At 67.7% G+C, this 24307-nt stretch carries 23 protein-coding genes; 9 read left to right on the top strand and 14 right to left on the bottom strand.

All coding sequences use genetic code 11. From position 1 onward, the window contains the following. The 3 genes from G3O06_RS09655 to G3O06_RS09645 all read left to right on the top strand — a co-directional run. The coding region (locus G3O06_RS09655) for an AAA family ATPase (RefSeq protein ID WP_241019698.1) at window positions 1-1471 on the top strand (1471 nt) is incomplete at its 5' end. Window positions 1472-1587: 116 nt separating this feature from the next. Next, window positions 1588-3042 carry an aldehyde dehydrogenase family protein gene (locus tag G3O06_RS09650; RefSeq protein ID WP_205815854.1) on the top strand — a complete coding sequence of 485 codons (1455 nt, stop codon included), beginning with the start codon at window positions 1588-1590 and terminating at the stop codon, window positions 3040-3042. 81 nt (window positions 3043-3123) lie between these two features. Continuing rightward, on the top strand, window positions 3124-4737 hold the full coding sequence (locus tag G3O06_RS09645; RefSeq protein ID WP_205815853.1) for a GMC family oxidoreductase N-terminal domain-containing protein: 1614 nt from the start codon (window positions 3124-3126) through the stop codon (window positions 4735-4737). Between the two features lie 67 nt (window positions 4738-4804). Here the strand turns inward: G3O06_RS09645 and G3O06_RS09640 are convergent, their stop codons facing one another. Further along, window positions 4805-5695, bottom strand: a complete 891-nt coding sequence (locus G3O06_RS09640; RefSeq protein WP_241019696.1) for a transporter — start codon at window positions 5693-5695, stop codon at window positions 4805-4807. Window positions 5696-6113: 418 nt separating this feature from the next. Here G3O06_RS09640 and G3O06_RS09635 point away from each other — a divergent pair, with 418 nt between their 5' ends. Together G3O06_RS09635 and G3O06_RS09630 are read left to right on the top strand one after the other, a co-directional pair. Further along, window positions 6114-7088, top strand: coding sequence for a helix-turn-helix domain-containing protein (locus tag G3O06_RS09635; RefSeq protein ID WP_241019694.1), 975 nt, complete (start codon window positions 6114-6116; stop codon window positions 7086-7088). A 10-nt stretch (window positions 7089-7098) separates the two neighbouring features. Next, window positions 7099-7317 (top strand): hypothetical protein, encoded by a 219-nt coding sequence (locus G3O06_RS09630; RefSeq protein ID WP_205815851.1) that lies wholly within the window; start codon window positions 7099-7101, stop codon window positions 7315-7317. On the opposite strand, the gene G3O06_RS09625 is transcribed toward G3O06_RS09630, so the two are convergent. From G3O06_RS09625 to G3O06_RS09605, 5 genes are all read right to left on the bottom strand, one after another. After that, window positions 7301-8392: a porin gene (locus G3O06_RS09625; RefSeq protein ID WP_205815850.1), complete on the bottom strand. Its 1092-nt coding sequence runs from the start codon at window positions 8390-8392 to the stop codon at window positions 7301-7303. The two genes, G3O06_RS09630 and G3O06_RS09625, sit on opposite strands and share 17 nt — an antisense overlap. A 185-nt stretch (window positions 8393-8577) precedes the next feature. Further along, window positions 8578-9300: an SDR family oxidoreductase gene (locus G3O06_RS09620; protein ID WP_205815849.1), complete on the bottom strand. Its 723-nt coding sequence runs from the start codon at window positions 9298-9300 to the stop codon at window positions 8578-8580. Continuing rightward, window positions 9278-10399 (bottom strand): 2,3-butanediol dehydrogenase, encoded by a 1122-nt coding sequence (locus G3O06_RS09615; protein ID WP_205815848.1) that lies wholly within the window; start codon window positions 10397-10399, stop codon window positions 9278-9280. The genes G3O06_RS09620 and G3O06_RS09615 overlap by 23 nt, the downstream gene beginning before the upstream one ends. Before the next feature lies 1 nt (window position 10400). Continuing rightward, a complete protein-coding gene (locus tag G3O06_RS09610; RefSeq protein WP_174997747.1) occupies window positions 10401-11705 on the bottom strand; it encodes an MFS transporter in 1305 nt (434 codons plus the stop codon). A gap of 18 nt (window positions 11706-11723) precedes the next feature. Further along, complete coding sequence (locus tag G3O06_RS09605) at window positions 11724-12257, bottom strand: 2,4'-dihydroxyacetophenone dioxygenase family protein (protein ID WP_174967813.1); 534 nt, start codon at window positions 12255-12257, stop codon at window positions 11724-11726. A 177-nt stretch (window positions 12258-12434) separates the two neighbouring features. Here G3O06_RS09605 and G3O06_RS09600 point away from each other — a divergent pair, with 177 nt between their 5' ends. Beyond that, window positions 12435-13415, top strand: coding sequence for a helix-turn-helix domain-containing protein (locus tag G3O06_RS09600; protein WP_205815847.1), 981 nt, complete (start codon window positions 12435-12437; stop codon window positions 13413-13415). Between the two features lie 103 nt (window positions 13416-13518). Here G3O06_RS09600 and G3O06_RS09595 read toward each other — a convergent pair whose 3' ends face one another. From G3O06_RS09595 to G3O06_RS09575, 5 genes are all read right to left on the bottom strand, one after another. Further along, window positions 13519-15084: a GMC family oxidoreductase N-terminal domain-containing protein gene (locus tag G3O06_RS09595; RefSeq protein WP_205815846.1), complete on the bottom strand. Its 1566-nt coding sequence runs from the start codon at window positions 15082-15084 to the stop codon at window positions 13519-13521. 166 nt (window positions 15085-15250) lie between these two features. Then, window positions 15251-16225, bottom strand: a complete 975-nt coding sequence (locus G3O06_RS09590) for a helix-turn-helix domain-containing protein (RefSeq protein ID WP_174997744.1) — start codon at window positions 16223-16225, stop codon at window positions 15251-15253. 203 nt (window positions 16226-16428) lie between these two features. Then, the gene (locus tag G3O06_RS09585) at window positions 16429-17217 is read right to left on the bottom strand and encodes a hypothetical protein (RefSeq protein ID WP_205815845.1); all 789 of its coding nucleotides are present in this window, start codon (window positions 17215-17217) and stop codon (window positions 16429-16431) included. A 221-nt stretch (window positions 17218-17438) separates the two neighbouring features. Continuing rightward, window positions 17439-18386 (bottom strand): aldo/keto reductase, encoded by a 948-nt coding sequence (locus tag G3O06_RS09580; protein ID WP_174967817.1) that lies wholly within the window; start codon window positions 18384-18386, stop codon window positions 17439-17441. Window positions 18387-18768: 382 nt separating this feature from the next. Next, on the bottom strand, window positions 18769-19389 hold the full coding sequence (locus tag G3O06_RS09575) for a LysE/ArgO family amino acid transporter (protein WP_085038215.1): 621 nt from the start codon (window positions 19387-19389) through the stop codon (window positions 18769-18771). A gap of 110 nt (window positions 19390-19499) precedes the next feature. Here G3O06_RS09575 and G3O06_RS09570 point away from each other — a divergent pair, with 110 nt between their 5' ends. Continuing rightward, the gene (locus tag G3O06_RS09570) at window positions 19500-20393 is read left to right on the top strand and encodes a LysR family transcriptional regulator ArgP (RefSeq protein ID WP_205815844.1); all 894 of its coding nucleotides are present in this window, start codon (window positions 19500-19502) and stop codon (window positions 20391-20393) included. Window positions 20394-20441: 48 nt separating this feature from the next. Here G3O06_RS09570 and fnr read toward each other — a convergent pair whose 3' ends face one another. The 3 genes from fnr to G3O06_RS09555 all read right to left on the bottom strand — a co-directional run bounded on the left by fnr (window position 20442) and on the right by G3O06_RS09555 (window position 22717). Continuing rightward, window positions 20442-21188 (bottom strand): fumarate/nitrate reduction transcriptional regulator Fnr, encoded by a 747-nt coding sequence (gene fnr, locus G3O06_RS09565; protein ID WP_011356726.1) that lies wholly within the window; start codon window positions 21186-21188, stop codon window positions 20442-20444. A gap of 103 nt (window positions 21189-21291) precedes the next feature. Then, window positions 21292-21759 carry a universal stress protein gene (locus G3O06_RS09560; RefSeq protein ID WP_174984049.1) on the bottom strand — a complete coding sequence of 156 codons (468 nt, stop codon included), beginning with the start codon at window positions 21757-21759 and terminating at the stop codon, window positions 21292-21294. A gap of 547 nt (window positions 21760-22306) precedes the next feature. Next, window positions 22307-22717: a DUF3005 domain-containing protein gene (locus G3O06_RS09555; protein WP_205815843.1), complete on the bottom strand. Its 411-nt coding sequence runs from the start codon at window positions 22715-22717 to the stop codon at window positions 22307-22309. Between the two features lie 278 nt (window positions 22718-22995). On the opposite strand from G3O06_RS09555, the gene G3O06_RS09550 reads away from it, so the two are divergent. Then, window positions 22996-23229, top strand: a complete 234-nt coding sequence (locus tag G3O06_RS09550; RefSeq protein ID WP_011356723.1) for a hypothetical protein — start codon at window positions 22996-22998, stop codon at window positions 23227-23229. A 137-nt stretch (window positions 23230-23366) separates the two neighbouring features. Next, a complete protein-coding gene (epsC, locus tag G3O06_RS09545; protein ID WP_174917940.1) occupies window positions 23367-24287 on the top strand; it encodes a serine O-acetyltransferase EpsC in 921 nt (306 codons plus the stop codon). Window positions 24288-24307 lie beyond the last annotated feature (20 nt).

Raw genomic sequence — 24307 nt, 5'->3', positions numbered from 1 at the left:
TCTCGCGCATCCGTCGCAGATGGCGTGCGGCTCGACGCCGTCCGCCGCGTCGCGGCTGCTGCGGCTTGCCCGGCCCGGGCAGATCCTGATCAGCGACGATGCGCGGCTCGCGCTCGAACGGCATGCCGACTTCCGGCCGACCGGGTTGCGGCTGGCGCGGGCGGGCCTCGCGCCGCAGCCGGTATATGAACTGCTCGGCGAGTGTCGGGCCGATACGCCGTTCGATTCGCTCGACGGCGGCACGAGGGCGCCGATGATCGGCCGCACGCGCGAACTCGATGCGCTGCTGCGTGCGTGGCAGGAGACGCGTGCACGCCATCGTCGCGCGATGCGCGGCGTACCGCGGCTCGTCGTCGGCGACGCGGGAATCGGCAAGTCGCGCCTCGTGCACGCGCTGTGCGAGGCCGTGCGGGCACAGGGCCACGCGTTCGCGCATTGCGGGTGCCTGCCCGAGCGGGAAAATCATGCGCTGTTTCCGATCCTGCGGTTCATCGGCGCGCATTGGCAACTCGACGCAGACAGCCCGCCCGGTCTCACGCGCGCGGCGATCGACGCGATGCTCGCGCCGCTCGAATGCGATCGTGCGGCGGCCTGTGCCGCGCTCTCGACCTGGCTGGGGCTGCCCTGCGATGCGAAGGAGGCGCGGCGGTCGAGCGCACGCGAACAGCACGCACTGTTCGGCGTCCTCGAGCAATTGATCGTGTCGCTCGGCAATGGCGCGCCGGTGTTGCTCGTCGTCGAGGATGTGCAGTGGATCGACCGCTCGACCGAGGATTTTCTTGCGTACCTGCAGCGCTCGCCGCGCGCGTCGGCGCTCTGCGTCGTGCTCACGTCGCAACCCGACAGGCTCGCGCGCTGGCGCGACGCGACCGAACGCCTGGTACTGCGCCGCCTGCCGCGCGACGACGCGCGGCGCCTGATGTCGGCGTATCTGGGCCAGGACGCGCTCGATCCGGCCCGGCTCGACCCGCTCGTCCATCGTACCGCCGGCATTCCGCTGTTCATCGAGGCCGTCGCGCGCGAGCTGGCGACGAGCGGTGTGGACGGCTCGCTCGCGGCGCTGCGGACGACGGATCCGTGCCCGCTTCCGCTCAGTCTCGGCGGGATGCTCGGTCGCGCGTTCGACCGGATCGACGACGCGCGCGACACCGCGCAGCTCGCCGCGACGATCGGGCTCGAGGTGGATGCGCACCTGCTCGCCGCGGCGTCGCCGCATGATCGCGCGACGCTCGACGCGCACCTGCAACTGCTGCTCGAAGAGCGGATCATGTACGCGCAACATCGGCGCGATCGCGTGTTCTATGCGTTCCGCCACGCGTTGATTCGCGACGCCGCGTACGCGTCGATGCCGCCGGCCGTGCGGCGCGCCAACCATGCACGAGTCGGCCTCGCGCTGGCCGCGCAAGCCGATTGCGGCGCCGGCGCGCATGCGATCGGTGTCGACGGACACGTCATGCGCGTGTGCATGTGAATCCTGCATTCGATGCACGGATGTCCCAGCGTCGCCGCAACTCGCGTCCTACAGTGGGCCAGATATGCCGATCCGTCTTTCAGCGCCGGATCGGCCTTTGATCTGGAGACAGCCACATGACAGCCGAGTACACCCTTCAACACCGGATCGCGGGCGAGGCGTGCGACGCCGCGCAGGGCGAGTGGTTCGAGAAATTCGAGCCGTGCACCGGGCACTTGCTTGCACGCGTCGCGGCCGGCACCGGCGCCGACGTCGACCGGGCCGTGCGCGCGGCCCGCGCGGAATTCGACGGCGGGCACTGGAGCCGGTTGCCCGGCGCGGCGCGGGCGAAGCTGCTGAACCGGCTGGCCGACCTGCTCGAGCAGGACGCGGAACGCTTCGTCGAACTGCTCGCGCGCGAACAGGGGCGCCCGGCGACGGAAGTGCGCATGATGGACCTACCGATGTCGATCGACACGCTGCGCTACTTCGCCGGATGGGCGGACAAGCTCGAAGGCCGCCAGATTCCGACCGGCGGCTTCATGGGGCGCCCGACCGTCAACTACACGGTGCGCGAAGCGGTCGGCGTCGCCGGCCTGATCGTGCCGTGGAATGCGCCGCTGATGATCGCGTGCTGGAAGCTGGCGCCCGCGCTCGCGGCGGGCTGCACGGTCGTGGTCAAGCCGTCGGAGGACGCGCCGCTCGCGGTCGGCGCGCTGGCGGACCTGACGGCGCAGGCGGGCTTTCCGCCGGGCGTCGTGAATCTCGTGCACGGCATCGGCGCGTCGGTCGGGGCCGCGCTGGTCAATCATCCGGGCGTCGACAAGATCAGTTTCACCGGCAGCACCGAGGTCGGCCGCACGATCGCGCGCGAAGCCGGCGCGCAGTTCAAGCGGCTGACGCTGGAACTCGGCGGCAAGGCGCCGCAAATCATCTTCGACGACGCGAATCTCGAGCAGGCCATTGCCGGCGTCGCGATGGGGCTGTTCGTCAACCAGGGGCAAACGTGCGCGGCCGGTACGCGCGTGCTGGTGCAGCGTCGCCACTACGACGACGTCGTCGGCGCGCTCGCGCACGCGGCGCGGTCGGTGAGGGTCGGCACGCCGTTCGATCCGGCGACGCAGATGGGCGCGCTGATCAGCGCCCGCCACGCCGATCGCGTGAAGTCGCATATCGCAGCGGCGCTTCGCGACGGCGCGACGATGGTCGCGGGCGACGAGCCGGTGCCGTCGCAAGGCTTCTTCGTGCGGCCGACGGTGTTCGCGAACGTCGATCCGGCGATGCGCATCGCGCGCGACGAAGTGTTCGGGCCGGTCGGCACGATCATTCCGTTCGATACGGAGGACGAGGCCGTCGCGCTGGCGAACGACACCGTCTACGCGCTGTCCGCATCGCTGTGGACCCGCGATCTCGCGACTGCGCACCGTACCGCGGCCCGTCTGCGGGTCGGCGCGGTCGCGGTGAACGCGTGGAGCCCACTCGACGCGCGGCTGCCGTGGGGCGGCTTCAAGGAGAGCGGCGTCGGGCGTGACCTGTCGCAAAGCGGGCTCGATGCGTACCTGGAGGAGAAGGTCGTCACGATCGCGATGTAGCCGCGCACGTTCCGCACCGAGACACAACAACAAGATCGCGGGCGTTGCGTTGCTCGCCCGCCTATCCCTATCGACAGACACATGACTACTCAAGACCTGACCTTCGATTATGTCGTCATCGGCGCGGGTTCCGCCGGTTGCGTCGTGGCCGCGCGGCTGATCCAGCAGCATGCCGGTTCGGTGCTGCTGCTGGAGGCCGGCACGCGCGACGACAATCCGTTTCACCGGATTCCGGGCGGTGTGATGCAGGTGTTCCAGAAGAAATCGTGGCCCTACATGACCGAACCGCAGCCGAACGCGAACGGCCGCAGCATGATCATCGCGCAGGGCAAGGTGCTGGGCGGCGGCAGTTCGGTCAACGGGATGATCTACATCCGCGGACAGCGCGAGGACTACGACGACTGGGCGACGCAGTGGGGATGCACGGACTGGCGCTACGACGACGTGCTGCCGTACTTCATGAGGGCGGAAGCGAACGAAAGCCTGGGGCCCGCGTATCACGGCCAGACGGGCCCGCTGCCCGTCAGCGAGAACCGCTATCGCCATCTGCTGACGGCCGCGTTCATCCGGGCCGGGCAGGAAATGGGGCTGCGCTACGTCAACGATTTCAACGGCGAAGTGCAGCAGGGCATCGGCTATTACCAGACGACGACGCGCAACGGCGAACGCGCGAGCACGGCGCAGACCTATCTGGCGTCGGTGCGCAACGACGCGAAGCTGAAGGTGGTGACGGGCGCGCTTGTGCACCGGATCCGGACCGATGCGGGGCGTGCGGTCGCGGTCGAATTCAGCGAGGGCGGCCAGGCGCCCGTGTCGGTGCGCGTGCGCAACGAGGTCGTCGTGAGCGCGGGGGCGATCGGGAGTCCGAAAGTGCTGATGCTGTCCGGCATCGGGCCGGCCGAGCATCTTGCCGCGCTCGGGATCGATACGGTTGCCGCGTTGCCGGTCGGCCGGAATTTTCACGATCATCTGCACATGTCGGTGCAGGCGTCGATTCGTACGCCGGCGAGCCTCTACGGCGAGAACACGGGGCTTCGGGCGATGCGCCATTTCCTGCAGTGGAAGTGCTTCAGGAGCGGGCTGCTGACCAGCAACATCCTCGAAGGCGGCGCTTTCATCGACACGCTGGGCACCGGGCGGCCCGATGTCCAGTTCCATTTCCTGCCGCTGCTCGACAATTTCGACAATACGCCGGGAGAGAAGCCGCCGGCGAGCGAGCACGGCATGTCGGTCAAGGTCGGCCATCTGCAACCGAAATCGCGCGGGCAGGTCGGGCTGCGCAGCAAGGATCCGGCGGACCTGCCGAGGATCGACGCGAACTTCCTGAGCGACCCGGCCGACCTCGACGGCCAGATCCGGGCCGTGCAGGCCGGGCTCAGGATATTGTCGGCGAAGGCGCTTCAGGCGCACGTGAAGGAAATCGTCGCGCCGGCCCGGATCGATCCGGACGATCTGCCGGCAATCGAGCGATTCGTGCGGCAGGACATCAAGACCGTCTATCACCCGGCCGGCACCTGCAGGATGGGCACGGACCCACGGACCTCGGTGGTCGACCAGAAGACGCTGCGTGTGCACGGCTTCTCCAATCTGCGCGTGATCGATTGCTCGATCTGCCCGCAGGTGCCGAGCGGCAATACCAATGCGCCGGCGATCATGATCGGCGAACGCGGCGCCGATCTGCTGCTCGGGCGATGAAACGGGCGGCGCAGCGATGACCTGCGCCGCTTTCGCGTCGGGCGACGCCGACGCGGATCCGGTCGAATCAGAGCGGAAACACGGCCTTGAGCCAGAACGCCGCCCCTTCCGGGCGGTTTCGCACATCGGTTTCCATCTGGTACTTGGCGGTCACGAACCAGCCTTTCCCGCTGTCGTACTTGATCGACGGGCCGATCGCGAACGAACGACCGCGATTGCCGGCGACGGTCTGCCCGGCCTGCGAATCGTCCGTCATCTGCCGGTAGACATAGCCGCCCGCGCCGACCGTCAGGCCGTTGCCGAAACCCCAGCCCGCCGAATAGTCGACGATGAATTCCTGGCCGGACCGGTAATCCGTCGCGTGGTTGCGCTGGTTGAAGGTCCACATGAGCTTCGCGTCGAACACCGGCCCGGTGCGGCCGCCGTACGACACACCGGCGATCGGCTGGATCGCCCAGTAGTTTCGGCCGATGTTGGCCAGGTCGCCTTTGTCGTAGCGGCCGGTCGGTGCGAAGAAATCGACGGCGAGCAGCGTGTGGAGCGTCGGCGTGACGTGCCAGCCGAGCGCCGGCCCGAACGTCATGTCGCCGACACCGGTCCGCCGCTGTGATTGACCGCCCGCGTGCACGTCGAGCGTGACGAGCGGGAGCAGCGCATGCATGGCCAGCGATGCGCCGGCAAACGTGTAAGGCGTGACCCACACGATCCGCGGCGTTACCGCATAGGCGGTGATGCTGAAGTCCGGCGGCGCGACGTCGCGGCCGTCGTTGTCGCGCAGTTCACCGGCGTGGTAGCGCTCTGCGTAGATCAGCGCATAGAGCCCCGGCGGCGGCAGTGCGCAGCACAGGTAGCCTTCTGCCCCGGTCGGGTAGACGGAGCCGCCGCCTTCGGTTGCGTGAGCGCCGTGCGCGACCGCGAGCGCGGACAGCATCACGGAAATGGACCGTCGTTTCATCATGTGTCTCCTCCTGCGGCGCGCGAGCGGCCGCCGTTTGTCTTAGGGCGGCGTGCGGGACGGCATGGGCCGATCGCGTGAAGCCCGGCCGGAAGCCGGTTTCCGCCCGTCAGCAGGGTGCCGCGCCAGTTTCCCGCTCGCATGTGTTTGCGTGCAGAGCCATCAGGAGTGCGGTGCATCTAGGTGAAATCTTTACGGCGTCAGGTAGCGTTACGGCCGCGCATGGGAGTTGTGCGAATTTTCTTTTGCGTCGGCGCGCCGTACGCTAGGAGCCGATCCCCTCTCATCGATGCTTGCCGGGCACGTGTCGACGCGCACGACCGGAAGTCGGGCGAGTCGATCGTCGCGCCCGCTGCATGCTCATGCAGGCGGCCACGCAATGGACGTACTTGAAAGCCGGATTTTTCTGGAGGCGAACGTCATGATCGATTCGGGAGCGCATCCGCTGCTGCGGGAGGGCGGCGTGTCGTGCTGGTCGGAGCAGATCCGGCATCGGTTCTTTCCGCTGGAACTCAACGCAGGCGCGCCCGGCGAATTCGACGCAAGCGTCGACGTGTTCGATCACGCGCGCTGCCGCGTGGCACGTATTTCGGCGAGCGCGCATAGCGCATCCATCGGGCGCGATGCCTGCAAGACGCTGAAGCACCGCTACGTCAAGGTGATCTGGCAACTGAGCGGCGTGGCGAGACTCGAGCAGGGCGCGTGCGAAGTGATCGTGCCGCCGGGGCATTTCACGCTGTACGAGGCGAGCAGCCCGTACTGGATTCAAAGCGACGCGCACGGCGAATTCGTCACGATGCTGTGCGAAGTGGCCGATCATGACGCGCTGCTGGCGTTGGCCCGGCACGCGATCGGCCGCGCGATGCCGACGACGGGCGGCGCGGCCGTGGCGCTCGCCAGCCTGCAGGCGATGATCACCGAGGGCCGGCGCATGAATCCGCGCAGCCGCTTCGGTGTGCTGGAACTGGTGGCGACGTTGCTCGCCGAGGCGATCGATTTCACGGACGGCACGGCGCCCGCTTCGCGGCGCAAGATCCGCGAGACGTTGCTGCGCGATGCGCAGCAATACATTCATCGGCATCTGGACGATGGTGAACTGTCGCCCGATCGCATCGCCGCGGCATTGAAGGTGTGCCGCCGCACGCTCTACCAGGCGTTCGAATCGATCGGCGAGCGGCCTCAGGCGATGATCCAGCGCCTGCGGCTCGAGAAGTGCCACGAAGTGCTGTCGCAGACCGGTGCCGACGGGGCGAGCATTACGCGTCTCGCGCTGCAGTCGGGGTTCTCCGATCCCGCGTATTTCGCGCGCCTGTTTCGCCGGCGTTTCGGTGTCACGCCGTCGCAGTGTCGCGATACGGCGATGCAGGACGGGGGCGGTGCGGATTCGTCGAGTTAGTCGCGGTTGCGTGCATGCATGCTTCGCGATGGCGATGGCGATGGCGATGGCGATGGCGATGGCGATCGGGATCGGGATCGGGATCGGGATCGGCCTGTGGCCGGCCGCGTGTGACGACGAGGACGGCAGCTCGGCAGGTCGGCCGGCGTCGCGCCCGCGTCGTCAGGCGATCCGGACACAGGATCGCCATCAGGAATCGCTGATGCCGCGTCCTAGAACCGCGTGCTGAACCCGATCCGCGCGATCGACTGCAGTGCGCCGCTCGACGCGCCGTTCGCATCCATCACGCCGTTGATCTGCGCGTTGCTGCCGTGATTGGCGCGCTGATGGACGCCCGCCACGTACACCATCGTGCGTTTCGACAGCCAGTACTGGACGGCGGCCAGGAACTGGTGCGCGTGCGCGTTGTCGAGCGTGTCGTTGCCCTTCATGTACGTGTAGCTCGCGCCGATCACCCATGCCGGCGACGGCCGCCATGCGGCGCCGGCTTCCGCCGACCACGCGCCCGCGCCGTTCTGCGCGTTGCGCACCGTCGTGAAGAGCGCTTTCCCGGTGACCGTGCCGAGCGTGTAGTGCACGCCCGCGCCCCAGTTGCGCACGCTGGTCGGCGGCAGTCCGTCGGTCGCGCCGTACTTCTGGTTCGTATAGGCCGCGCCCGCACCGAACGGGCCGTTGTCGTAGCTCGCGCCGACGCTGACCGTATTGTTCGCGCCGACCGACCCCGCGACGTTCCCGAAGCCGTACAGCGCGCCGAAGGTCAGGCCCGACAGCGACGGGCTCGTGTACTTGACCGAATTCGCGACACGATTGCTGCCCGCGACACGATCCCAGTCGAATGCGCCGGTCGGGTTGTTCGGCAACGCGAGCTTGTCGAACGGGCCGTTGCGAAAGCCGTACAGGCCGACGAGATCCTGCGCGATCTCGTTGCCGCTCGCGGCCAGTGCATCGACCATGAACTCGTACTGGGTGCCGAGCGTCAGCGTGCCGTACCGGTCGTTCTGCAGCCCGACATAGGCCGTGCGCGCGAACAGCCCGCCGCCGATGATCGAGCCGTTGCCGAGCGAATACTGGTTGACGAGCCGGAAGATCGCGCGCGTGCCCGCGCCGAGATCCTCCTTGCCTTCGAAACCGAGCAGGTTCGGGAAGAAGATGTTGTCGTCGAACTTCGCGGCGCCGTGGCCGCCTTGATTGCTGACATAGCTGATGCCGGCATCCATCAGCCCGAACATCGTCACGCTGCTCTGCGCAAACGACGCGGCGGGAATGGCGCATGCCGCGAGCGCCAGAAGGGTCTTTTTCGTCATCTCCAATGTGCTCCTCACATGTTTCCGATCGGATCGGATATTTTTAATTGGACTACTGATTGATATGAACAAAGCTGAACCGGGCGAATCCCGGACCAGCGGCAACCTGCGGAAGGCGGTGTGTGACGGGCATCGGCAGCAATCGCGGGCTCGCCGAAGTCCGCCGATGCCCGTTGAGCGGCGCGCTAAACCGTCGAATACCCGCCGTCGACCGGCACGACCGCGCCGGTCACGAACGATGCGCCGGGCGAGCACAAGAACAGGATCATGTCAGCGACTTCGTCGGCCGTGCCCCAGCGCCCGAGCGGCGTGCGTTCGAGGATGCGCCGCGACGCCTGCATGTCGGCCATCAGGCCGCTGCTGAGTGGTGTGTCGATCCAGCCGGGTGCAACCGCGTTCACGCGAATGCCGCGATCGGCCCACGCCTGTGCGAGCGAGCGCGTGAGCTGCGCGATGCCGCCCTTGCTCGCGCTGTATGCGGGGCGATCCTTGCTGCCGAAGTACGTGTACATCGACGCGACATTGACGATGCTGCCGCCGTGCGCCGACAGCGCTGGCCGCGCGGCGTCGGATGCCCGCATCACCGACGTCAGGTTCACGTTCAGCACGAGTTCGAACTGGTCCATCCGGTATTCGTCCGCGTGCCGGCTGATGCCGACGCCGTTGACGAGCACGTCGAGCCGCGGCAGGGCCGCGATCGTGCGCGTCAGCGCATCGCTGTCGGTCACGTCGAGTTCCACGCAGCGGATGCCCGCATGCACGGGCGCATGCGTGCCGGTCGCATCGAGCCCGAGCGCGACGACCGACGCGCCGGCTTGCGCGAACCGCATCGCGGTGCGCGCACCGATGCCCGAGGTACCGCCCGTCACCACGACGGACTGGCCTTCAAACGCCCACTGACGACTCATGCTCGACGCTCCCGATGGTGTGTGCGCGACGGGCCGGCCGTTGCGCGGGTGAAACGAGGATCTTGATCTGCGCGCGGTCGGCGAGCAGCGCGTCGAAGCCGTCGGCGACGGCGTCTTCGAGCGATACGGTGCGCGTGACGATCGACGTGAGGTCGAGTGCGCCCGACGCGACGATGCGCAGCAGGTCTTCATACGCATGCCGGTAGCCGACGCTCGCCGTGAAGGTCAGCTCGTCGTTGACCGCGCGGAACGCGTCGAAGCCCGCGTGCGGCATCAGGCCGACCATCACGACGCGGCCGCCCTTGCGCAGTGCCTGCATCGCCGCTTCGAACGTGGCCGGCAGCCCGGCCGCTTCGAAACTCGCATCGACGCCGAGCCCGCCCGTGGCCGCGCGGATCGCGTCCTGCAGCGCCGGTGCACCGAGTGAGCGTGCGTCGAACGTATGCGTCGCGCCGAGGCGTGTGGCAGCTGCGAGCCGTTCGGGCGAGACATCGACCGCCACGATCGTGGTTGCCCCCTGCAGCTTCGCGAGCATGATCAGCAGCAGGCCGATCGGGCCGAGCCCGAACACAGCGCAGGTTTCGCCGAGCCGCAGTTCGCCACGCCGCAACGCGTGCAGCGCGACGGCGGCCGGCTCCATCACCGCGGCCTGTTCGAGACTCACGCCGTCAGGCAGGCGATGCAGCATGTAGGCCGGCACGACCGCGAAGTCCGCCATGCCGCCGTCGCCCATCAGCCCGGCGAAGCCCATCGACACGCACAGGTTGTACGACCCCGAGCGGCAGTATGCGCACTGGTGGCAGCGGTACTCGGGCTCGACCGCGACGCGATCGCCCGCGCGCAGCGCCGTCACGCCGGCACCGACTTCGACGACGGTGCCGCAGAACTCGTGGCCGAGCGTCAGCGGCGCGGTGCGGCGCGACAGCGGATGCGGGGTGTCGACCGGGATCGCGTGCGGGCCGTCCGCATATTCGTGCAGGTCGCTGCCGCAGATCCCGCAGTACGCGACCGCGATGCGCACGTCGCCGGGGCCGACGCGTGGCGGGTCGATTTCCACGAGACGGACGTCGCGCGGGCCATGCCATTGAAGTGCCCGCATGTCAGCGTCCTCCGAGGTTTTGTGCATCGAGACGGCTCGCGGCGGTGCCGGCGAGCGCGCGCTTGCGCAGCACGGCAGGCGCGGTTTCGACGAGGCCGAACGACAGCACGCACGCGAGGATCGCGCCGGCGGCCGACGTCCACATCGCGAACTGCAGGCCGTACTTGTCCGCCGCGAAGCCGGCGACGGTCGGTGCGACGAAGCCGCCGATCAGCTCGCCCGCGCCCATGATCAGGCCGAGCGCGCTGGCGATCGCACGCGGCGGCACCGTTTCGGCGGGGATCGTCGCCATGAACAGCGTGAAGCAGCCGAGGCCCGTGTACGTGGCGAACACGAGCGCGCCGAGCGCCCAGAGCGAGCCGGCGTGGATCATCACGATCGGGCACACGGCCGCGATCAGCGCGAATGCGATCATCGTCGGCTTGCGGCCGATCCGGTCGGAGATCGCCGGCACCGCGAAGCCCCAGAACACCCACGCGGCGCCGAGGCAGGTCATCACGACGCCCATGTCGGACGGCGACAGGTGGCGGCTTTCCACGAGGAACACCGGCGCGAACGAGATGATCACGATGAACCACGTGAGAAAGAAGCAGCTGATCAGCATGCAGAGCAGGATGTTGCGTTCCTTCAGCAACGCCCAGCGGCTGACTGCCGCGCCGCTTGCGGACGGCGCGCCGGCGGTATCGGCCTGCGCGTGCCGCACGCCGCCGGGCGGCACTTCGCGCACCCAGCGCCAGATGCAGAGCGCGATCAGGAAGCCCGGAATGCACGACACGTAGAACGCCTCGCGCCAGCCGTACGCGGTCGCGATGCCGATGACCACCGGCGGGCCGATCATCGCGCCGAGCAGGCCGGCGGCGGAGCCTTGCAGCAGGCCCATGTTCAGCCCGCGGCGGCTCGGCGTCGAACTCTCGACCATCAGCGATTGCGACAGCGGCAGCACGGGGCCTTCGGCGATGCCCATCAGCGCGCGGAACGCGATCAGGCTCGCGAAGCCGCCGACGAGCCCCGACAGCGCCGAGCACACGGAAAAGCCGAGCACGGCCGCGATCAGCAGCGGCTTGCGCGTGCCGCGCGCGTCGGACCACGCGCCCGTCGCGGCACCGGACAGCGCCCACGTGAGCGCGAGTGCGGACGACACCATGCCGAGCTGCGTGTTCGTCAGGTGCAGCTCGGCCGACATGAACGGGAACAGGAACGACAGCGCGAGGCGGTCGAAGAACACGAAGCCGAACGTCATGAACAGGATCAGCAGCAGCCGGTTCTCGTACGTCCAGGCGGATCGGGAGGAGGAAGGGGATGTCATGGTGAGCCTCGCCGCGCGTCAGCGGAACAGCTTCTCGATCGCTTGCGCGCCGAGGCCGACCTTCTCGTAGTGCGCCTTGCACATCGCGATGTACGAATGCACGTCGAAGTAGCCGTCGGGATTGCCTTCATCGTCGAGCCAGATCAGCGGCCCCTTGACGATGAAGAACGCGCGCATCGGCTCCGGGTGATCGAAGGCCACGAGCGTGTGGCCTTCGCCCGGCGTCTCGTACACGAAATCGCCGCGCGTCGCGGTCCATTCGTGCTCCAGATAACCCCACTTGCCCGACAGTGTGTAAGCGAACACCTCGTGCGGGTGATAGTGCCGGTTCACGAGCCCGGCTTCCTTCGCCATCAGGATGTCGCACCATTTGTTCTGCGACGGCGAGATCCACAGCGGCCGCGACGAAACCGTTTCGGTGAACGGAACGTAATAGCGCTCATCGTCGGTGGCCGCGTTCGGGATGTATGCTTCTGGCAGCGCATCGGGCTTGAACGGATTGGCAATCGGCGGGATGGTTTGCCAGAATTCGGCTACGGCTTGGTCGACCACGGTTCGTCTCCTTGTGTATGGGTGTCGTGGGCTCGACTTTAGCCAGCCGGTGCGCGCCGCTCTTGACTGGGCTGGACGAATTGCTTGATCGCGCCGGACATGGCGCCGCGCCAATAATCAGACGAATCATTCCCCCAACCGTGCCGCTCCGCACGACAGGCGCCAGCAGGAGGCGACGTGACGAATTCGACGGTTTTTTCCCGCACGCGAGGCTCGACGGCCGGCGTGCCGGCGCGCGACCGGATGGCGTACTGGGATGCTTTCAACGCGGCCACGCTGGTCGGCCTGCGCTGCTCGTCGCTGTCGCCGGGCGGGCTCGAGGTCGAGAAGACCGACCTCGCGCTGGCCGACCTGCGCGTCGCCGATATCAGCGGCCAGGATCATGTGATCGAGCGCAGCCCGGTGCATGTGCGCCAGTTGCCGAAGGAGTCGCTGTTCGCATGCCAGCTCCTGAGCGGGCGCGCGTATTTCATCCAGCGCGACCGGTGCCTGCTCGCGGAAGCCGGCGATGTCGTCGTCTACGACACGCGCGTGCCCTATCTGTTCGGATTCCTGACGCCGATGCGGCAGCTTCTGATCGACATTCCGATCACGACGTTCGACGACCGGCTCGATGCGGAACTGGCGGCGCTCCCGCTGCGGATCGCGCCGAAGCCGGGCGCGGGCGCGATGCTCGGCGCGACGTTGCGCGCGAGCGTCGAGCGGTTCATGAAGGATCCCGTTGAGGGCGACGCCGCACGGTTCGCCGAACACACGCGCACGCTGATCGCGGAACTCATCGATGCGGAAGTGAACGGTGCGGGCGCGTCGCGCGTGTCGCTGTCGTATCTGCTGACCGCGAAGCAGTACGTCGCGACGCACCTGGGTGACCCGGAACTCGGGCCGCAGGCCGTCGCCGACGCGGTCGGGCTGTCGCTGCGGCATCTGAGCCGGCTTTTCGCGGCCGAAGGCGAGTCGATCACGCAGCACATCTGGTCGGAGCGGTTGTCGCATGCGCATCGCGAGCTGACCGATGCGCGGCTGCGCAAGACGAGCGTCGGCGAAATCGCGTTTCGCTGGGGTTTCTCGAGCCAGGCGCACTTCAGCCGTGTGATTCGCGAACGCTATGGTGCGTCGCCGATGGCGCTGCGCGAGGCGGCACGCGCGGCCGGGTGTTGATTCCGGCAGTCGATGCAGATGGAGCGGCGGCGCGTGTCTCACGCGCCGTTTTTCTTTTCAATGGTTAGTGAATGGCCGCGCATGTGTGCCGCGCCGGGTTACGTTATTCCGCCAGCATGAACTCCGCACAGCGCTCCGCGATCATGATCGTCGGCGCGTTCGTGTTGCCGGACACGATGCGCGGCATCACCGACGCATCGCAAACCCGCAGCCCGTCGACGCCTTGCACCGCGAGGCGCGGCGTGACGACCGCATGCTCGTCGTTGCCCATGCGGCAGGTGCCGGCCGGGTGATAGACGGTTTTCGCGCGGTGCCGCACATAGTCGGCGAGTGCCGTGTCGGTCAGCGTCTCGGCTTCGCGCACGATGCGTGCGAGCGACGGCGCGCGGATGATCTGCCGCGCGAGCGCGACGCCGCGCACGAGGCCGTCGACATCGGCCGGGTCTGACAGCGCGCCGCTGTCGAACAGGATCGGCGCGGCCGGATCGTTGCCGCGCAGTTGCACGGAGCCGCGCGAGCGCGGCCTGAGCAGGCACGGGTTGATCGACAGGCCGTGGCCGGGCAGCGGCTCGCGATCGACGTCGCCGACGAGCGTCGGCAGCACGTGGAACTGGATGTCCGGGCGGCCGCTGCCGGTCGTGTCGACGAACGCGCCGGATTCGACGACGTTCGACGTCAGCAGGCCCGTGCGGCACAGCATCCACTGCAGCCCGTGCCGCAGCGCCTTCATCCCGCGATCCTCGCCCAGCAGGCTGACCGGCGCGTGGCTGCGGCCGTAGATCGAGACTTCGAGATGATCCTGGTAGTTCGCGCCGACGTCGCGGCTGTCGTGCAGCACATCGATGCCGTGCGCGTGCAGGTGCGCGCCGGGCCCGATGCCCGACAGCATCAGCAGCTTCGGCGTGCTCAGCGCACCGGCGGCGAGCACGACGTCGGCGTGCGCGGTGGCCGAGCCCGTCACACCGTTTTCCGTCCGCCATTCGACGCCGGTCGCACGTCGGCCGTCGAACCGGATGCGCGTGACGCGGCAGCCGGTCAGCACGCGCAGGTTCGGGTGGCCGATCGCGTCGGCGAGATAGGTGGCCGCGGTGCTGCCGCGCTGCCCGTCGAAGATCGTCGTGTGGTAGAAACCGGCGCCATGTTGCGCGGCGCCGTTGAAATCGTCGTTGTACGCGATGCCGGTTTCCTGCGCGGCCTTCACGAACGCGAGGCTCAGCGGATGCCTGAAGCGTGTGTCGCCAACCTTCAGCGGCCCGTCGGTGCCGTGAAACGGCTCGGAAAGCCGCAGGTGCGATTCGGCGCGCTTGAACACGGGCAGCACGTCGTCCCAGCCCCAGCCGGTGCAGCCGAGCGCGGCCCAGTCGTCGTAGTCGTCGCGCGTGCCGCGCACGTACAGCATTGCATTGACCGAACTGCCGCCGCCGAGCGTGCGGCCCTGCGGCACGTAGGTCTTGCGTCCCGCCGCGCCGGCTTGCGGCTCGCTCTCGAACGTGACCGTGCGCCGCGTGCCGAGCACGCGGATGAACGTCGCCGGAATCCGGATGAACAGGCTGTCGTCCTTCGGGCCGTCCTCGAGCAGCAGCACGCGCCTGCCGGCCTTCACCAGCCGGTGCGCGACCGTGCAGCCGGCCGAACCGCCGCCGACGACGATATGGTCGTACGTCTCCATCCCGCTTCTTCTCCTTGCTGTCGGGCGGCGAAACGAATGCCGCCGCGCAGGAAGCCAGCTTAGCGACCGCTATGCGGCCCCATTTGACCGGGACGGACGCCGTGCTTGCCTCGCAGGGACACGGCGGCGGGTGGTGGGCGGCGGGCGGTGGGTGGTAGGTGGTGGACTATCGCGCGTCGGCCGGCGCCGGCGCGCGCGTATCGCTCGGCGTCTCGCCGAAGCGCGCGCGATAGCTGCGGCTGAAGTGCGCGCTGTTGTTGAAGCCCCAGCGGAACGCGATCTCGCTGACCGTCAGGTGCTTCAGCGACCGGTCGCGCAGGTCGGCGCGGCAGCGTTCGAGCCGCCGCGCGAGGATGTAGCGCGTGAGCGGCATCCCTTCGATCTCGAAGACGCGCGCGAGCTGGCGCGGCGACAGGTTGATCGCGCGGCTCACCGACTGGCTGTCGAGGTCGTCGTCGGCGAGATGGCTGTCGATGAACGCCTTGGCGCGCGACAGCGTGTGGACGGTCGACTTGGTCGGCGACGCGTCGCCGTCGCGCAGCCGCAGCATCGACTGCACGAGATCGAGGATCGCTGCGGCGCGCCGTTCGCGCGCATCGGGCGTTGGTTCCTGCGGCGCGGCGAGCAGCGCGTACACCTGCCGCACGGCCCACGACGCGACGCCGTCGTCACGGTCGATCTTGACGAGGCTGCGGTAGCGCCACGGGCCGACGCGCGCCTCGAACACGTCGCGCGGCACGTCGAGCACGGTCATCGCCATGTCAGCGGGAAAGCCGTGGCCGTACGGCATCGACGTGTCGTACAGCACGAGGTCGCCGGGCCCGTGCTGCATGCAGTCGACGTCCTGGAACGTATAGCCTTGCCCTGCGTGCATCAGGCAGATGAACACGGCGTCGCGCTGGTCCGCATGGATGTTGTGCGGCGTGCGCACGACCGCGTGCCGGTTCGCGACGATGTCGCAGGCGCCGAACAGCCCGAGATCGCGTTTGCGCAGCGTCGCGTCGATGCCTTCGGACGACTTGCCGCTGCATTCGATCCGCACGAGCGTGCGCGCGACATGGTCGACCCAGAAGTCGACGCGTTCGTGGCCGCGTACGGCGCGCGTCGAGATCGTGGCGATCTCCGTGCTGGTGTCCGGCATGACGTTCTCCCAATGACCGCCTGAGCGGCGCAGTCTCGGGCACGTCGAATAGCGCGGTCAATCCGTGAAAGACCCGGGGCGGGCGTGTGACGAGCGTGCAGCGGGGCGTTGCGGGCGCGCGCGTGATCGATGTCCGCAGGAGTCAAATGAAGCGGCGGTGTGAGTCAAGCCTCAAATGCGATTTCGGGTTAGGGCGTGCCGGCTTACTTCGATGAAGACGACTGCAGCCCGAGCGATACGTCCTGCTCGTAACCCATCTTGCCGCCGCGGAACTCGACGCTGACGTAGCCGGGCCGCCGCGCGTCGGCGACGTTCGCGTAGATCGACGTCATCACCATGCCCGCGTCGCAGTCGAGCGCGATCGTGCGGTCGATGCGGCCCGTCGCGATGTTCACGGCCTGCAGCGACTGCATCGCAATGCCGCACTTGTCGGACAGCGCATAGACGCCGACCAGCATGTGGGTCTTCGTGCGATACCACATCGGAATATCGACGGTGCCGTCGAGCTGGAGGTGATCCTGATCGTTGTCGTTCAGTCGACCGACTTCGTTCAGCGTGATCGGGAATGTCTTGTGGCCGTCGTCCCAGGTGCCGGTTGCCGTTTTACCGGCGACGGTCAGCGCGATCGGGCAGGGCTTCGGCCGCGACGGCGATGCGGCGGGCACGACCGGCGAATCGGCGTTCGATGCGGACGGCGATGCTTCGCACAGCGTCACGCGGCCGTCTGGCTCGCGGTGGCCGCGCAACGGGATCGGCTTGCGATGCGCGTCGTAGTAGTAGCTGCCGTCGACGCGCCAGCGGCCCGCGTCGTTGCGGTTGATGGCGTCGTAGGTCTGCAGCGAGACGTGAACGGGCGCCGTGCCGATCGTGCCCGTGTAGTTCGCGACTTCGTACCAGCCTGCGCGAGACACGGCTGGCGCGCACGCGAGCAGCGCGGCGATCGTCGCGGTGAACGAGCGGGCGTAACGGGCACGGCGGGTGTTCCGGGGCATGGGCGGTCTTTGTGCGTGGTGTTGGTTCGGGCGTCGCGGATATCGGTCCGGTCGTGTCGAGTCGCGCGGCTGGCCGCCGGGATGCACGCCATTGTATTCATCCGCCACGCCCGAATGACCCGCATCCGCGAATGCGGTGACAAGGGAACGCACACGACACAGTCCGGTCGCGGAACCGCGCGGACTGCGCGATCCGATCGACCGGCCTGATGCCGACAACCTCAGATTGCGCTGGCCTCGTCGATCCGGCGAATGTCGTCCTGATCGAGCTGAACACGGATCGCTTCGCCGAGCGATGCCAGCTGCGCCAGCGACGTCGCGCTCGCGATCGGCGCGGTGATCGTCGGCCGCGCGATCTGCCATGCGAGCGCGATCGCGGCCGGCTGCGTGCCGTGCTTTTCCGCCACCGCATCGAGCGCCGCGAGGATGCGCAGCCCGCGTTCATTGAGATACCCGGCGACGCGATCGCCGCGCACGCTCTTCTTCAGGTCGGCCTCGCTGCGGTACTTGCCCGACAGGAAGCCGCTCGCGAGCGCGTAGTAGTTGACGACGCCGAGCTTCAGGTCGCGCACGACCGGTTCGAGATCGCGTTCGTAGTCGGCGCGATCGAGCAGGTTGTATTCGGGCTGGATGACCTGGTACGCGGGCAGGCCGTCGCGCTGGCTGACGTCGGCGGCTTCGCGCAGGCGTGCGCCGCTGTAGTTCGATGCGCCGATGATCCGCACCTTGCCCGCGTCGATCAGCGTCTGATAGGCGCCGAGCGTTTCCTCGAGCGGGGCCGTATCGGCGAGATCGCTGTGCGAGAAATACAGGTCGATGTAGTCGGTCTGCAGGCGGCGCAGCGAATCGTCGGCGGCTTTCAGGATGTTGTCCCGGGTCAGCCCCGCGCGCGCGGCCAGCAGGCCGACCTTGGTCGAGATCACGACCTGCTCGCGCTTGCCGGAACGCTTGAGCCACTTGCCGATGATCGTTTCCGATTCGCCGCCGCTGTTGCCGGGGGCCCAGGCCGAATAGACGTCGGCCGTGTCGATGAAGTTGATGCCGGTGTCGGCGAGCGCGTCGAGCAGCGCAAACGACGTGTTCTCGTCGACGGTCCAGCCGAAGACGTTGCCGCCGAACGCGAGCGGCGAAACCTGGATGTTCGACGTGCCGAGGGTGCGTAGTGCCATGTTCTGCTCCGATTTCTGCGGGGTGACGGAATGGAACTGCGGGATGGGCCGAGACGATCGCGGCGAGACGACGGGTACGTGGTGCGGTCACGCCGTTGTCGCGGGACGCCGGACATTCTCGCCGATCGCTCCGAATCGTGCAGGCAGCGTACCGCCGCGATGGCGGACGACCTGACGCGGATGACGGACGCCTCGTTCGTTACGTGAGCACTTCGTGTGGCTGCGTTCGATCGGGAACCGATTTTTGTCGCGGCTGGCGCGACGGGACGCGGAACGGCGCGTGGGCGGAAGCGGGCGGGAGGGGAAGGTGGATGCTCCGGCTTTGCGCCAAAGCGGGTGGGACGACGGGCGGCGAGCGGCCGCCCGTGTGACGATGAGCCGGTCAGCGCAACTGCACGGCCGCTAGGAACAGCACCATGCTGCCGATCGCGCCATCCAGCACGCGCCACGCCACCGCCTTGCGGAACCACGGCGCCAGCAGTCGCGCACCGTAGCCGAGCCCGAGGAACCACACGACGCTGACCGTCATCGCGCCGATCGCGAACGCGAGCCGCGCGCCTTCCGGCTCGCGTGCGCCAGCCGTGCCGATCAGCAGGAACGTGTCGAGATACACGTGCGGGTTGAGCCACGTGAACGCGAGCGTCATCAGCACGATTGCCAGGCCGCTCTGCGGCGGCGGTGCGACCGCGTCGCCGCGCACGTCGAGGGTTTCGTGGCCCGGCTTGAACGCGCGGCGCAGTGCGTTGATGCCGAACCACGCGAGATACGCGAGGCCGACGTACAGCACCGCGTGGACGAAGGTCGGATAGCGTTCGACGAGCGCCGATGCGCCGCCGACGCCCGCGCCGATCAGGATCATGTCGGATAGCGCGCACAGCAGCACGATCTTGCCGACGTGCGAGCGCATGATGCCCTGCCGCAGCACGAAGGCGTTCTGCGCGCCGATGGTGACGATGAGTGATCCGCAGAGTGCGGCGCCGTGGGAAAAAGCGAGCCAGTTCATGGTGGGTGACAGCAGTGGAAGCAGTAGACGGATGAATCGGGTAGCGCTAGTCTGCGGTCAGCATGAAAATAAGAGAAGCTAATTCACCTAATGCAGATTAAGGAAATCTAATGCTCGACTACGCGTTGCTCGATGCCCTCGCGGCCGTGATCCGGCACGGCTCGTTTGAGCGTGCGGCCAAGGAGCTGAACGTCACGTCGTCGGCCGTGTCGCAGCGCGTGAAATTGCTGGAGGAGCGGGTCGGCAGCGTGCTCGTCAAGCGCGGGCAGCCGTGCGTCGCGACGACGTCGGGTGCGCTGCTGTGCCGGCATACCGAGCGCGTGCAACTGCTCGAGGCCGAGCTGGGCGGCCGGATGCCGGCGCTGCCCGGCCAGATCGCGAGCGCATGGCCGACGTTGCGCGTGGCCGTCAACGACGACAGCGTCGCGACGTGGTTCATCGACGCGGTCGGGCCGTTCTGCATGGAGCGCGAGACCTTGCTCGACCTCGTGATCGACGACCAGGATTACACGGCCTCGCGCATTCGCGACGGCAGCGTGCAGGGCGCGGTGACCGCGCAGGCCGAGCCAATCCAGGGGTGCCGGTCGGAGCGGCTCGGGCGTATCCGCTATCGCGCGGTGTGCTCGCCGGCGTTCTACGAACGCTACTTCGGCGCGGGCATCACGCGTGATGCGCTGCGCCGCGCGCCGTGCGTGATGTTCAATCCGAAGGACGGGCTGCAGGCGCGTTTCATCCGGCGCGTGACGCGCGCGGATCTCGATCCGCCGCAGCACTGGATACCGCACGTCGCGGGCTACCTGCGTGCGTGCGAAACGGGATTGGGATGGGGAATGTGTCCGGACCGGATGGTCGACCGTCAGCTGGCGGCGGGCGAACTGGTCGACATGTCGCGCGGGCGAACGATCGACATCGACCTTTACTGGCAGAGCTGGCGTTTGTCGATCGGCTGGCTCGACGATTTCAGCGCGGCGCTGAAGGCGCGCGCCGCGCTGTTTCTCGACTGATCGACGACGCGATGCAGGCGGCGCGCGAGCGGTGCGCGCCGTGCGGCATCAGACGTGATGCAGGCCGTCGAAATCGACGATCTGGACGTGGCGGCCCTGCATTTCGATCAGGCCGCGCTTCTGGAATTTCGACAGCGTGCGGCTGACCGTTTCGAGCGTCATGCCGAGGTAGCTGCCGATGTCTTCGCGCGTCATCCGCAGGTTGAATTCCGACGGCGAGTAACCGCGCTTCAGGTAACGCGACGATACGTCGAGCAGGAAGGCCGCAACGCGTTCTTCGGCATTCAGCGAACCGAGCAGCATCGTTTGCGACGTTTCGCGTACGATCTGTTCGCTCATCAGCTTGTGCATGCGCAACTGCATCGAGCCGGCTTCCGAGCACAGCGTTTTGAGCGCGCTGTACGGAATCACGCAGACGGAGCTGTCTTCCAGCGCGACCGCGGTGCGCGGATGCGTGTCGTCGCAGATGCCGTCGAGGCCGAGCGCTTCGCCGGCGAGATGCAGGCCGGTGACCTGCTCGCGGCCGTCGTGGCGCGTCGCGACCGTTTTCAGCGAACCCGAACGCACCGCGTACAGGTTGTCGAATGCGTCGCCTTCGCGGAACAGCGCTTCGCCGCGCTTGACGGGGCGTGCCGCGCAGATGACCGACTCGAGGCGACTGAGCGCTTCGGGCGCCAGGCCCTGCGGCATGCACAGGTGCCGCATGGCGCACGTCGAGCAGTGCGCAGCCTGGCGAGGAGCCCAGCTACCGGCATGAGGCGTGGCGGCGGGACGTGTGGCGACGGGCGTCAGCATGATCGTTTACTCCGGCGTTGAATCGACGGAATCATTGTCCCACCGCAACTTGCCGCTGTCGGGTGACAAAACGTCGCGACCGGCCGCACATGCCGAACGCGGCTTACGCGGCCGGTTCGTCGACGTTGGCGGCCGCCGGAATCAGCAGCACGGGCAACGTCGCATGGCGCACGCATTGCTCGGCGATGCTGCCGAGTACGAGACGGCGGAACCCGCGGCGGCCGTGCGTGCCGAGCACGAGGAGATCGGCATCGAACGCTTTCGCGCCGTCGAGGATCAGCGACGATACGTCGTTGAGCGATGTCGCTTCGCTCAGCTTCGTCTCGCCTTTCACGCCGGCTGCCTGCATCAGCACGGTGAAATCCTTCGCGAGTGCGTTGCCCTGCGCGACGAGCTGGTCGCGCAGCACGGACGGATCGTAGCCGGGCACGTTGTAGTAGATCGCGGCGTTCTCGACGACGTAGAACGGTTGCAGTTCGGCGCCGTGCGATTTCGCGAGCGCCAGTGCGGCATCGAACGCATGGCGGGACGTGTCGCTGCCGTCGACGGCAACCAGAATACGCTTGTACATAGTGTCTCCGAGTGGCGGGTTGAAACGAAGTCGGCCGGATGGCCGATCGGGCTGGGCAATGCGCAATGCTGCGAGGCAGAGTAAACCAATGGCCGGGACTTTGCAGTGAGGTGCCGGCGGCGCGTTCCATGCACGTGGCGCATGCCGCGCCGCGCGACTTGTGTCGTGCGGTATGGTCGCCGCCGTCGTTCGCATCGTTGGCGGGAAGGCATGCGTGAGCATCGGTGTCGCGTGCGGCACGTACATGCGCATCGCCGTGCGTGCCGATCGCATCGACACGGCGCGACAGTCACGCGGATGCATCGCCCGCATCGCCATTCAATCGCAATCGAGCCGATTCGACATGACCTCGATCAACGCATGTGCGTCGCTGCGATTCACGGCATGCACGAAATCGCCGGTGCCGTTGCGCGGAATCGTTCGCTTTTGCATCGCGTAGTGACCAGTGCACGGTCGGCGTACGGTAGTCGCGCACGCCGATCCTCAGCCATCGGCTGTCGACCGATGGCGGTTCGCAAACGAACGATCGATTCAAACGCCGCGCCGGCTATCTCGGTACGGCCGTCAGCTCGAATACGCGCTCCGGCCGCCGCTGGTGGCCGGGCCAGTACGCGCTGCCGTACATCCGGTGAACGGGGCCTAACTGCGCATCGCTGACGGGTAGCGGTGCGTCGAAGCCCTTCTCGATCACCATGTAGCCGGCGCGCAGCGCGAACGCCGGATGATTGCCGCCGGGGCGGCTGTCGAAACCGGCGAAGCCGTCGCCGGCTTCCGGCATCGCATTGTCGAGCGACGCGTTGCTGCCCGTGATCTGGTCGGGCGAGATCGGCCCGCCGCCGGCAAGGCGCGACGCCTCGCGGTTCTTGCCGTCGGTGTCGACCGTGCTGTCGTGCGTGTCGTCGTTGTCGAGCTCGATGCTGCGCGGACGCGAACGATCGGTTTGACCGGATGATTCCATCGCGGCTCTCCTCGCGGCGAAGCGTTCCGGATCGAAGCAAATCCCGTTCCGGGCGTGACGGGAAAAGGCGCGCGGGCGATCGCCGCGGTCGCGCGACGCGCACTGATTTGTCGTGATTTATTTCAGCTAGAAGACGCGTTTTCTACAGAGTATGATTCTTTTCCTGCGAAGCGGCGACAGGGGATTCGGTCGCGCCGCCTCTGCCCGCGCCGGGGGGCCGCAGCACCCTTAAAGACGGGTAGTGAACAACAAAGCAAGGGACTAGAGGTGGCGGATTCATGCAAGCGACTACTGCCTTCACGCACCGCGGTTATCTGTTGAACTGCGCGCCCGCGCGCGCCAGTGACGGTTCATTCAAGCCCTACGTCGTGATCTCCCGATCGAGCGACGGGGAGCTCGTTGCGAACCGATTTTTTCCGATCGAGCTCCAGTTCAACGACGAAGGCGACGCAATCGCGCACGCGCGCGACTGGGCCGTGCGTTGGATCGACGCGAGCAGCATCACGATCTGACGCCGCCGCGATTCGGCACCATCGGCCGTCCGGCCGAGCCCTGGCGTGCCGCTCCCGGACAAAAAACGCGGTAATCTTGCGGAACCCGTCACTTTATTAGCGGCCGTGCGACCGAGCGCGGCCGCCTGCATTGGCATATGTCGACATCACCCGCCCGTCAGTGGGGCCTTGAAGAAATCGTCGCCGGCTTGCGCGAGTCGCGCGAGGAACTCCATCGCACGCGCCATCCGCGCGGCATCCGCGAACTGCCGTCGCGCGATGCAATCTGCAAGATTGTGACCGGCCTGCGCGCGTCGATGTTTCCGACGCACTACGGCGCACCGGATCTGACCGACGAAAGCGTCGATTTCTACGTCGGCCACACGCTCGAAAGCACGCTGCGCATTTTGTCCGAACAGATCCGCCGTGCGCTGCCGTTCCTGCCCGAGCATGCCGATACGCCGTTCGCCGAACTCGACGAACGCGCGTTCGAGATCGCGCGCGAATTCGGCCGGCAGTTGCCGGCGGTCCGTGCGCTGCTCGTCAGCGATATCCAGGCCGCGTATGCGGGCGATCCGGCCGCGCAGCACATCACCGAGATCCTGCTGTGCTACCCGGGCGTGCTGGCGATGATGCATCACCGGCTCGCGCATGCGCTGCACCGGCTTGGTGTGCCGCTGCTGGCCCGGTTCATCAATGAAATCGCCCACTCGGCTACCGGCATCGACATCCACCCGGGTGCGCAGATCGGCCCGAGCTTCTTCATCGACCACGGCACGGGCGTCGTGATCGGCGAGACGGCGATCATCGGCGAGCGCGTGCGCGTGTACCAGGCCGTCACGCTCGGCGCGAAGAGCTTCCCGGCCGATGGCGAAGGTGCGCTGGTCAAGGGCAATGCCCGGCACCCGATCGTCGAGGACGACGTGGTGATCTACGCGGGTGCGACGATTCTCGGCCGCGTGACGATCGGGCGCGGTTCGGTGATCGGCGGCAACGTGTGGCTCACGCACAGCGTGCCGCCCGGCACGAGCGTCGCGCAGGGCAAGGTACGCGAAGGCGGGAGCGCCGAGAAGCCGTAACGCGGCGCGCGGCGGCCGCC

The organism is Burkholderia sp. Ac-20345 (assembly GCF_017104825.1).
In the GTDB taxonomy this organism is placed as follows: domain Bacteria; phylum Pseudomonadota; class Gammaproteobacteria; order Burkholderiales; family Burkholderiaceae; genus Burkholderia; species Burkholderia lata_B.
This window is presented reverse-complemented; position numbering and strand designations above follow the sequence as displayed.